Annotated in this window: 12 protein-coding genes and 1 pseudogene; all 13 read right to left on the bottom strand. The window is 32.7% G+C overall.

Annotated features, from left to right (window positions below; genetic code table 11):
* A pseudogene (locus tag O6B72_RS08930) lies at positions 1 to 488 on the bottom strand (phage tail protein); the annotation flags it as partial.
* A 1-nt stretch (position 489) separates the two neighbouring features.
* Positions 490 to 714: a hypothetical protein gene (locus O6B72_RS08925; protein ID WP_114675056.1), complete on the bottom strand. Its 225-nt coding sequence runs from the start codon at positions 712 to 714 to the stop codon at positions 490 to 492.
* A gap of 9 nt (positions 715 to 723) precedes the next feature.
* The gene (locus O6B72_RS08920; RefSeq protein ID WP_269492929.1) at positions 724 to 1,470 is read right to left on the bottom strand and encodes a phage BR0599 family protein; all 747 of its coding nucleotides are present in this window, start codon (positions 1,468 to 1,470) and stop codon (positions 724 to 726) included.
* Entirely contained in the window at positions 1,463 to 2,026 is a 564-nt protein-coding gene (locus O6B72_RS08915) for a hypothetical protein (protein WP_269492927.1), read from the bottom strand. The genes O6B72_RS08920 and O6B72_RS08915 overlap by 8 nt, the downstream gene beginning before the upstream one ends.
* Positions 2,023 to 3,045 carry a hypothetical protein gene (locus tag O6B72_RS08910; RefSeq protein ID WP_269492925.1) on the bottom strand — a complete coding sequence of 341 codons (1,023 nt, stop codon included), beginning with the start codon at positions 3,043 to 3,045 and terminating at the stop codon, positions 2,023 to 2,025. The genes O6B72_RS08915 and O6B72_RS08910 overlap by 4 nt, the downstream gene beginning before the upstream one ends.
* Positions 3,038 to 3,970 carry a hypothetical protein gene (locus tag O6B72_RS08905; RefSeq protein ID WP_114675026.1) on the bottom strand — a complete coding sequence of 311 codons (933 nt, stop codon included), beginning with the start codon at positions 3,968 to 3,970 and terminating at the stop codon, positions 3,038 to 3,040. The genes O6B72_RS08910 and O6B72_RS08905 overlap by 8 nt, the downstream gene beginning before the upstream one ends.
* Positions 3,971 to 3,972: 2 nt before the next feature.
* Positions 3,973 to 5,133 carry a hypothetical protein gene (locus tag O6B72_RS08900; RefSeq protein WP_101637720.1) on the bottom strand — a complete coding sequence of 387 codons (1,161 nt, stop codon included), beginning with the start codon at positions 5,131 to 5,133 and terminating at the stop codon, positions 3,973 to 3,975.
* 211 nt (positions 5,134 to 5,344) lie between these two features.
* Positions 5,345 to 7,684 carry a tape measure protein gene (locus tag O6B72_RS08895; protein ID WP_269492923.1) on the bottom strand — a complete coding sequence of 780 codons (2,340 nt, stop codon included), beginning with the start codon at positions 7,682 to 7,684 and terminating at the stop codon, positions 5,345 to 5,347.
* Positions 7,681 to 7,902, bottom strand: coding sequence for a hypothetical protein (locus O6B72_RS08890; protein WP_269492921.1), 222 nt, complete (start codon positions 7,900 to 7,902; stop codon positions 7,681 to 7,683). Before O6B72_RS08890 ends, O6B72_RS08895 begins: the two co-directional genes overlap by 4 nt.
* Entirely contained in the window at positions 7,895 to 8,074 is a 180-nt protein-coding gene (locus O6B72_RS08885; protein ID WP_114675028.1) for a hypothetical protein, read from the bottom strand. Before O6B72_RS08885 ends, O6B72_RS08890 begins: the two co-directional genes overlap by 8 nt.
* 128 nt (positions 8,075 to 8,202) lie before the next feature.
* Complete coding sequence (locus tag O6B72_RS08880; RefSeq protein ID WP_269492919.1) at positions 8,203 to 8,679, bottom strand: hypothetical protein; 477 nt, start codon at positions 8,677 to 8,679, stop codon at positions 8,203 to 8,205.
* A 55-nt stretch (positions 8,680 to 8,734) separates the two neighbouring features.
* Positions 8,735 to 9,649, bottom strand: coding sequence for a hypothetical protein (locus O6B72_RS08875; RefSeq protein ID WP_269492917.1), 915 nt, complete (start codon positions 9,647 to 9,649; stop codon positions 8,735 to 8,737).
* 82 nt (positions 9,650 to 9,731) lie between these two features.
* Positions 9,732 to 10,073 carry a hypothetical protein gene (locus tag O6B72_RS08870; protein WP_016647283.1) on the bottom strand — a complete coding sequence of 114 codons (342 nt, stop codon included), beginning with the start codon at positions 10,071 to 10,073 and terminating at the stop codon, positions 9,732 to 9,734.
* Between the last annotated feature and the right edge of the window lie 18 nt (positions 10,074 to 10,091).

Below are 10,091 nucleotides of genomic sequence, written 5' to 3'. Positions count from 1 at the left end.
TTTTTATCAAGTCCGATTAAGGAAGTTAGCATATACCATAAAGCAGACGCTGGGTTAACATCACCATTTATCTCATCAAATGCACCACTGTATTTATCCCAATTAGTTAAAGATGTTCTTTTTACAACGCACGAGTAATTTGGCGCACTTCTTACATTATCGCCAATAAATCCATTCAATACAAAATAAGCGGTATTTTTATAGGCTAAACTCTCTCCTGTTTGAGCACTTAGATACTCATTAGGTAATTTTTGCGTTCCATCATAAAAATGAATAGTTGATTTTGAATTGCCACTTCCATGAGTTGGCTGAGCTCTTCCTGTAACAGCTTCAAAACTTCCACACCCTTTTAAATTTGGCTTTGCACCTGTGTCACCATTTAATCTAAACTCTAAAAGCTCATCAACCTTTGTGCATAGGGCATAAGCCAGTCCTAAAAAGTAGGCAAAGCCTATAACTTGAGATTTAGAGCTACTTCCTTTTCCCATCTTAACTCCTTATTTCAGAACTTCTTAAATCTCCATACCAGATAACATTTCCTCTTACATGACATGTCCCAAAAACTTCTGGCACAACCCTGCCATTTGAGTTTGTTGGATAGTTAAAATCATCAAGCCCAGCTGATGAGGCATTATCCATAGTTGGAGTTGGCATCATAAGATATACTGCAACTAAGGCTACTGCAGTGATTGCTGCAATGATCGCATAAAACATAATTACTCCTTAATATCCATCTGTAATTGGATTTTTGCTTGGCACAAACGCAAATCCACCAAAATTTACCCCATTATTAAACTTACTTTTACAAGTTTTTAAAAGCTTATCACACCCAGCGTAGCAATTTATCACACTTGTAGAGTTTAAATTTGCCAAAGGAAACATTAAATAAATCGTATCACCCTCACTTTTTGTGATATAACTTCTTTGGCGATTAAACTCAACATATCCACCACTAAAATAATTAAGTGGCTTTGCTTTGATTAAAGGGGACTTTATACTCATAAAATCCTTTGCTATCTCACACTGACTTCCTAAAAGAGTTAGTTTAAATTTATCTTTATTTAACGCACAATTTTTATCAAAGCACTCAAATGAGCAGTTTCTACTATAAGTTCTAGTTGGGATTTTTGTTTTCATAAGCCCACCTAAGGTAGCAAGGCGAATAGTTGCTTTTCCATCATTTAAGCTAAACTCACAATCTTTTACCCGCCCAACAAAAATCTGAGCGCCGTTTTCTTTTAAGATCCTCACATAAACATTTACGCTTGGATTAAAAAATTTAAACAAATTTATAGGATAAATTGATGCTTCACAAACAATTACCGCATCATCGTTTAAACTATCTTTTGAAAGCTCACTTATATAGATACTGGCTGATTTATAAGTATGATTATTTATCACTATGTCATTTAAGTCTGATGTGTAATAAATAACTTCATTTTCTAAGATAAACTCATAAAGCTCATTCATAAAATACCTCCTTAAAGTCTAGGTTTGTTTTAAATCCAACCGCACCACTTTTTATAAACTCTATCTCATCGCGGTTAAATCTAACATTTATAAGCTCTTCAATTAATGTGTTTTTATCTATCTCAAAAGGTAGGGGGTCTTTTAAAACTATCTCTTCATAATCTTGGATTTGCTTAATATCTAAAATTTGACTAGCAAATTTCCTATTAAAGATTAAATGCCTTGTTTGATTGTAGATCCAAAAAGGTTTGTTTGAGCTAATTACCTTAAATGAAGTTACACCATTTGGAGCTTTTAAAGAGATAATATCTTTTGTGTGGCTTGGTATGAAAAAACTTTTAACCCTTGCTTTCTTATCATTAAAAAAGCTCTCAAACTCCCTAAGTTCTTTTAAATCATGCACATAGTAGTTATGGCTTATTATCCTAGCATTTGGCGTTATACTCCACTTAGTTTGTCTATTTTTACCAACTAAAAAGTAGTTGTTACTAAGAGTGATTTTAGGCTTGATTAAAGGGGCTTTAAACCAAATATCTTTATTTAAATATCTCATCATAACAGCTCCATAAACTCTAACTCATAGCTCTTAACTTCACTTGTTAAAACGCTATAATTTAGACTTTGCTTAGGTGTTGATTTAAGTAGTGGGATTATAAAATCGCCTTTATTAATGTTTACTTGCTTGTCGATTGTTATTTTATCGGCGTCTAGATTTAATATCTTTGCAAACTCATAGTCTTTGAAATTTCTCCAAACTACAAGGTATTTATCAAACTCTTTTAAAGTGGTATCACAAGTTAATATATTTAGTGTTCCACTTGTTTTACTAATTGCAGTGCTATTCCATAAAGGCACTAAACAATACCTTTGCATCGCAAAACTTAATATCTCACCCACGCCACTTTCGATCTCTTTTGAAGCAACACTAAAACTAACTTTTTTCTTAAAGCCATCAGCCAAAGAGTAGCGAACTTCCTTGCCATTTTGGGATGTAAATATGGAAGTTTTATAGACTTTGCTTTCAGTGTAGTTATAAGCTGGTCTATAGCTAAAAACAACAGCTCTTGTGCCTTTGATTAAAATAGTTATAACTTGATTTGTAAAGATAAAATTTACTACCCCGCTAGCGTCTATATCACCAACAGCCAAAGCTATGATGCTAACTTCACGCCACTGATTTGGCTTATAAATATCGCCTATTTTAGTGCCATGAACTGTGATGCCACTTGATGTTATATCAATGTTTTCTAAAGTAGTGTCTTTAACATCAGCATTCCTTAGTCTTAGCTTTAGCACTTTATCACTTGTTATCATCTCAAAATCTAAGCTTCTATTAGTGGTGGTAAATTCTTTGTTGTTTTTATCCTTTTTAATGATATAAGCCCACATGGCTTTGTCATGGTAGGTAAAAACCGAGCTTATTTTTCCACTTCCAGCAAATTTAAATTTTTGTTTTAAAGCAGTTGGCAAGTTGTGTTTTATTAATGATGAGTTTTTATAAAAACTAAAAAGAGATATTTCATAGTTTCTTTTTTTATAAACTGAATATCCTGCTAAGCTTATATCACTATACAATTTTTACCGCCATAATATAATAATTATTTCCAAAATCTTGTGTTTTTGAATACCTTAAAACTATAAATTTCTCACTTCCAAGGTGAAGAATTTGTCCTGTTTCAAACTTATCAACCTCTTTAAAAACTCTAATTTTGCTAAGCTCTCCTGCATGAACCCATTTATTTATATTATTTTTATAAAAGATATTTGGCGTTATCAAAGTGTAAAGCCCACTATAATGAGACTTTCCAACTCTTAAAAGTGGAATTGCGCTTATAGAGGCTATTTCGTTATACTCATCGGGGGTGTATAAATTTGTGGTGATTTTTCTTTTATTTAAATCGTTTTTATAGGTTTCTGGTCCTTGAAAATACATCTTACCGCCAAGCTCCATTGCTAAATTTCCACCATATTTATCTGAAAAAGGAGCATTATAACTAGCTTCTAAAAAGTTGCTATTTTTACTAGCCCAATTATAGCCACTATACCAACTAGCCCAATTTGAGGAATAAGCAACTTTTCCGCCATTAAAATCATGTGTTTTATTTATATATGAGCTTAAAAATATGAGTTTTTGATAGCTGTTAATATCTAAAAACATAATAAAGTCTTTTTCATCAGCAAACAAATATCCACCCTCAAACTCAAACTTGCCACTACCTAGCTTAAACCAACACATTTCTTTACTTAAATTTTGTTCATAGTCTTTTTTAGATAAATCAAGCCCTTTTGATATATAAATACTACATCTATCAGAACTGCCATAATTTGGATCATCTCTATAGCCAATTAATTTAAACATTAAAGCATCTCCTAAGCTATTTATAACCCAAAGAGTATCTATCTCATCTTTTAAAACTTGCCAATTATGCTTTAATAAAAGTGTTTTTATTTGGAGTAAAAGCTCATTTCTTAAATGGCACTCTATTTTTTGAAACTCCATTTTTACTCCTTTATGACAGCAAATGCGTCAAATTTATTAAACCCAATACCATTTGATATAACAGTATAAGGCTTATCATCTATACTTATCTCATCGCCATTATTTACCCCATCGGGTAAAACCACATTTATAACCCCATCAAGCTCACCATAAATATTTGAATTATCATAACAAATTATAGGCATTGAAAATATGCTTTTATTTGGCGGGGCTACTATGTTGCAGTTTTGTGGGTTTTGAGTAGGGCTTGAAAAAGCAGTGCTTAAAATCTCTATAAAATTTCCACCAGCATTTAAAAAAGGTTTTTGAATATTTGCTTTTACAAACTCACTCCATCTAAGACTTTCAAAGCCAGAGCAAATTACAGCGTTACAATCAGGCAAAGCCCACTCTCCGCCATAAATTCTTATCCTTCCAAGATATGCAAACTGCCAAACTTCATTTTTTTGATCTACATCGCCTGGGTGATGGATTTTTAAGATGATAACTATACGGCTATTATTGATGCTTATTTTATATTCCATCTCTTTATCATCGCCGTATAAATAGCCGATTTTTGTGTTTATTTGCTTTTCAACGCTAAAATCCGGGCTATATCCAGTAGAGGTTCCAAACATCAAATTTGTTTTATCAATGTGCTCAATAAATGCTTTAAAGTTTAAAAAAACATTATTTACATCATCATTATTATGTAAAAAAATCTCTTTTTCTAAAATTGGTGAGCTACTTTGCAAATTTAGATGAAAGTCATAAATTTCACCACCATTTGGGATAGCTTCTATTTGAATGTATTCTTTTTCATTAAATGGTACTGGAATTGCTGCATTACTTTCCAGGTTTTCTTTAAATATAAGCTCTCTTGTTTGGTCAAATAAAACCCCATAAAGTGTAACGCCTTTATTTTGACTATTTTTCTCATAACTTAGACTAAATGGCTTAAATCCCCTTGGCATAATAACCCTAAAACTGCTTCTTGAAGGTGTTGTTTTATTTGCTTTAATTGAGTAAATATCTCCATCTGGTATGCAATACTTTGCATCTCTTGGAATATCATTATAAAGCACTTCTTTTTCTCCTACAACTTTCCACCCAGCGCTAATTGCAGTAGTTTTTATAACTTCAAGTAGTTCAAACATTCCAGTGCAAGTTCCTTCTACATACATATTAATCCTTTCTTTAAACTTCTAAATAGTGACGGATTTGCACTAATCCTGGCAAACTTCCTGCACTCACTACCAAAAAGGTAGCTCGTTTGGAAGTTCACCACGATTAGCACAACTACGCCGAATTTATCCTAAGTTATTTTTTAACTTGGGAAATTTCACTATGGCTGAGCCTAGATTTTCAAAATTTTGGCTTAAATCCATAAATCTTTTACTCCCCTGATATAACATTTTTTATAACCCTTTTTCCATTTCTACTATTTGCCCATTGCTCAAATACAGCACTATCTAAAGTATTAACTATCACAACACCATCATTACTCTCATTTTTAGAATTATCCTTTAAATTTGCCACATCACGCCTACTTAAAACATACTCTCCTGTTTGTAAAATAGCAGGGACTTCATCACGTCCCAATCCACCACCTACAAGTCCACCTGTGTGAAATTTTTGTGCTTTTATCATTGCAACTTGAGCCATTCCCTGAGCTATTGCAACAGCTGCAAGAGCAGCACCTAAGATTGGATTTCCAGCTGTGGCATAAGCATTAGTTGCAGCGGTGTAGGTATTTACAATAGCTTTTCCTACCATCATGGCTTGATAAGCTCTTAAAGCTGCTTTATTTTTGCCACCACTTGCATCATAAAACATCTTTGCTAAATTTGCTAAGCCATCAAACCCAGCACCAGCTATGCTCATTCGGTATTGCATCCCAAGTCTGTCTAGCTCAAGCTGTTTAGCTCTATGATTTGCTTCTGTGTTTTCAAGTGATGCATAGTGAGCTTCAATTCTTGCTGCTTCCATGGCTTGGAACTCATCAAGGGCATTAAGTCTGTTTTGAAATTGATTAGTTATGCCTAGGTCATAACCCATAGAACTGTTTAAATTCTCATAGTTTTGATCTCTTGCATCTTTACCATAAAGTGCATCTGAGATTTCAGAGTTTGAGTATCCATCACGCCTCATCTCTATTTCACGCCCTTTTAAGCGGTAATTGCTTGCTTTTACTTTATCGCCTAAAAGCTCATAATACCTTTCTTTAAATCGCAAGTATTCTAAATCTTTTTCTATTTTTATCTTTTGCTCTTCTTTAGCTAAATTTTCAGCGATTTGCAGGTCGTTTAATCCTAGTTCTTTTAACTCAAAAGATCTTTTTTCTCTTTGTTTAAGGCGTTTGTTTTCTAAGTCATCTATAGCATCATAATAAGCGATTTGTTTGTTTAATCTATCTAAATACTCTTTTTTAGGATCAATAAGCTTTGTTTTAACACCCTTTAAAGGGGCTTTAATAAGTGCTTTAGAGTTATCTACTTTGTTTTTAATATCGCTTACTTTTATTTTTTCAAGCTCAATATTCACTTCAGCGGTGCTATCTTTAGCAATATCAATAACTTGGGTCTTAATACTTTTAAAAATTTCATCTGTTGTTTTTCTTGCGTTATTTAATTCAGCCTTTAAAGCATCTAAATTGATGTTTGTTCCAACATCAACCCTGCCTAAGCTTATTTCACCAACTCCAATGAAATTATTAAAAGAATTTATTGCAGTCTCAACTTTTTCTAAGATAGAGTTAATTGTTTTATTTATGCTATCACTTAGATTTTTAACCCCACTTGCTACTAAAGTAACTGCACTTAAAAAACTCTCCCTAACTGCATTTACTACTAAAATTAAGCTTGAGCCAATTAACTGAAAACTTTTATATGTATCGCTTCCAAACTCAATTATTTTACTTTTATTTCTATCTACCCAGTTTGAAAAATAATCCAAACTACTTGCTACGCCGCTACTTGCCCCACTTACTTTATCAAGATCTCCTACTAAGCTTAAAAGTGAGTTTGAGATTTTAACCCTTGCGTTACTGATGGTTAAAGGCATCTTTGAAAACTCACTATCTATTGCTTGCCCTTGACTAGCCAATGCGTTAAAAACTTCTTCGGCTGTTAGTTTTCCTTGAGCACCAAGATCCCTTAACGCTCCAACTGTGACACCCATACCATCAGCTATTGCTCTTGCAAGGCGTGGGCTTTGTTCTAGTATGGAGTTAAGCTCATCACCTCTTAAAACTCCACTTGCAAAGGCTTGAGATAGCTGAATCAACGCAGCACTTGAAGCACTTGCACTGGCTCCACTTATTGTTAAAGTTTGATTAATTGTCTTAGTTACACCTAATAGATCTTTTTGTGATATAGCTAAATTCTGGGTAGCTGTTTTAAGTGAGGTATAAAGTCCCGCAGTGCTTTCAAAACCTGATGCGGTGCTTTGAGAGATAGCATAAATTTCACGCATTCCAGCGATAAACTCGTTATTTGAGCTACTTACTAGATTAACCCTTGCAACAAGGCTTTTATAACTATCAGCTAGCTCAAAAGACCTATCTATCACACCTGCAATGCTTTCACTTAAAGCGCTTAGTCCAGCTGCAAACTGCGATAAATGAGCTCCAAAGTCCACTCGATCTTTTAAGTTTTTAAAACTTTTACTTAGTTTATCGACATTTGAGTTGGCATTTGCACTATCAACTGAAATTTTTATATTTAAATTTTTCATTTTTTCAACCTAAATTTGCTATAATGAATAAAAGGATTTAAAATGATTTTAGTTCCAAATTTCGGAATATTAACGCTTTTTATAGCGCTTTTTATTTTAGCCGTAATTGTTTTTCCAAAAAAGGGTGAGCCAAGATCAAACTTTAGCGACTTTAAAAAGATATTTTCATATAGTATTTTTTCTATTGTATTTTTTGCAGTAGTTTTAGTCTTAAACATTAGCTTTCCTTACTAGCTCACTATTTAGCGCATTTAGCATCTTATTTAAAATCTCCCAAATCATTTCTATATCAAGACCATGCTTTAAGCAAATTTCCCTAACATATAAAAACTCCATCTCATATCCAAAATCTTGACTTTTAAGTGAGTTTAAAAAGATTTTTACTACCAAAGTCTCAAACTCACTATCTAAAAATACAACACCTAAGCTTTCTAAATTTTCTTTATCAGCCTTGCTCTTTGGAGTTGGTGGAAACTCCTTATTTTTATAAAGCTGGATTATAAATTTACAAAGCTTAGTTACTTTTTTTCGTTTTCCTTTAAAATCTCTTTATTTAAATGCTCCCATAAGCTCTCATATCTCACCCCTTTTTCATCAAGGGTTTTAAATAACCTTTCTTTATCCCCACCACTAATAAAAAGCTCACTTCTAAGTCTAAAAAGTCTTTCTAGGTTTGCTGATATATCATCTTGGTTTTGCAAACTTAAAAGATCTTTTTTAATGGCTGCATTTTTTATTAAAAGCTCTTTGTTTTCTAGTAAAAGCTTAGTTTTATCCAAGGCAGAGTTTTGCTTAATTAAATCACTGTTTGTTTTTATAATGCTCTCATTTAGACTTAACTCATCATTTAAATTTTGAAGTTCGTTTAAGGTTTTCATGCTTTCGTTTGCTTTAGCTTCTAAGGATTGTTTTTCCTTTTTGCTTGGATCTTTTATCTTTAACTCAAAAACTTCATCATCTATTTTTAAATTTATTTTATATTCTGTTGTTATCATTTCTTTATCCTTTTTAATTTAATTTTTCTACCGCGTAGCCTAGATTTTAAATCTTTTACTCCTTATAGTAAGTTAAACTAAAATTATCATCACCTTTATTACTTAATGCCAAAAACTCACGCTCTATTACATAAATACCATCCATATCATCAAACTCAGGTGTTTTAGATATCTTTGCTCTTGGAATGCTAAGCTTAAAAATGTCTTTACCAAGGCTATCTTTAAAAATAGCCTCAAAACTCATCACATCGCCACTTGCAAACTCTCTAAAGCCACTCTCACCACCACTTTCAAGACGCATTTTTAAAGTTAGCTTTGGTTCATAATCACTCATATGAAACTCACCGATATTTGTAAATTTTTCATAGTTAATAACATTTCCCATATCAAAGCTAAACTCACTTAGATTAATCTGCACCCCATTTAAACTCATAGCTCCTAAGCGTCTTATTAGTAAAGCCTCACCAGCTTTAATATCAGTTATACTTTGAGGCTCAACCACTTCACCATCATATGCAGCTTTAATGTTAAATTTCATCTCTAATTTATCGCCAACTTTGCCACTTATTGAAAATCCAGCCTTTGCTCCTTTGCCTTTAAATTTCCTATCAGGCAAAATTAGATCCACACTTCCAGTAGTTGGCGAGTGAGTATCTGGTGTGTAAGTGATAGTTTTTTTAGTAGTGTCTTCTTTACTTTTAAGGTTACACATCAAAAACAAATTATCATAAAAATTAATGTCTTTATAAAGGCAAGTTGAGGCTTCTATTTCCATTTGTCCCCAATCAGCTATGGTTACAACATCTTTTGCCCCTCCAAAAAAGCCAAAATTTGGAATTTCAACTTCATCAAAGCTAACCTTTGGTTGGATATTTGAAGTAACCTTTAAAACTTGAGTAGGTTCTTTGTAAGTGCCTGATGTTGTTTCTATGCCTACCTTTAAACCAGTTCTACTTAATACTCGTGCCATTATCTCTCCTTGTTTAAATTTTGATTAATTAAGCAAATAAAGTTTTTGCAAATCTTTTTAGTCAGTATTTGCGACATTGTTTCTACTTTTTTGTAAGACGTAAAATCTCTTTTACATCTTCATGAATTTCATCTTGTTTAATTGAAATTTTATTCACTACTTCTTTGTTTTTGGAGGTGTTTTGGTTTGATTCGCTTATGCCTTTGGCTATTTCTTTGTTTAGAGTTGCGTTATCTCTTGTAGCTTTTGTGTTTTCATCAACACTTCTTTTTATCTCACCTAACAAAAACTTCATAAAGTAGCATAACCCCGCAATCAAAAGCAAAAAGATAATCACAAAAAACACAGTCACGCTTAAAGTTCCCCATTTATCAGCCCCAGCTATGAAATTTCCACTTTTGTCTATAACATCGCTTTCAATCATTTTAATCTCCTTTTAGCG

It is taken from the genome of Campylobacter ureolyticus, from assembly GCF_027277485.1.
Taxonomy (GTDB): domain Bacteria; phylum Campylobacterota; class Campylobacteria; order Campylobacterales; family Campylobacteraceae; genus Campylobacter_B; species Campylobacter_B ureolyticus_B.
The sequence above is the reverse complement of the archived record's forward strand: the minus strand, read 5'-3'. Positions and strand labels throughout refer to the sequence as shown.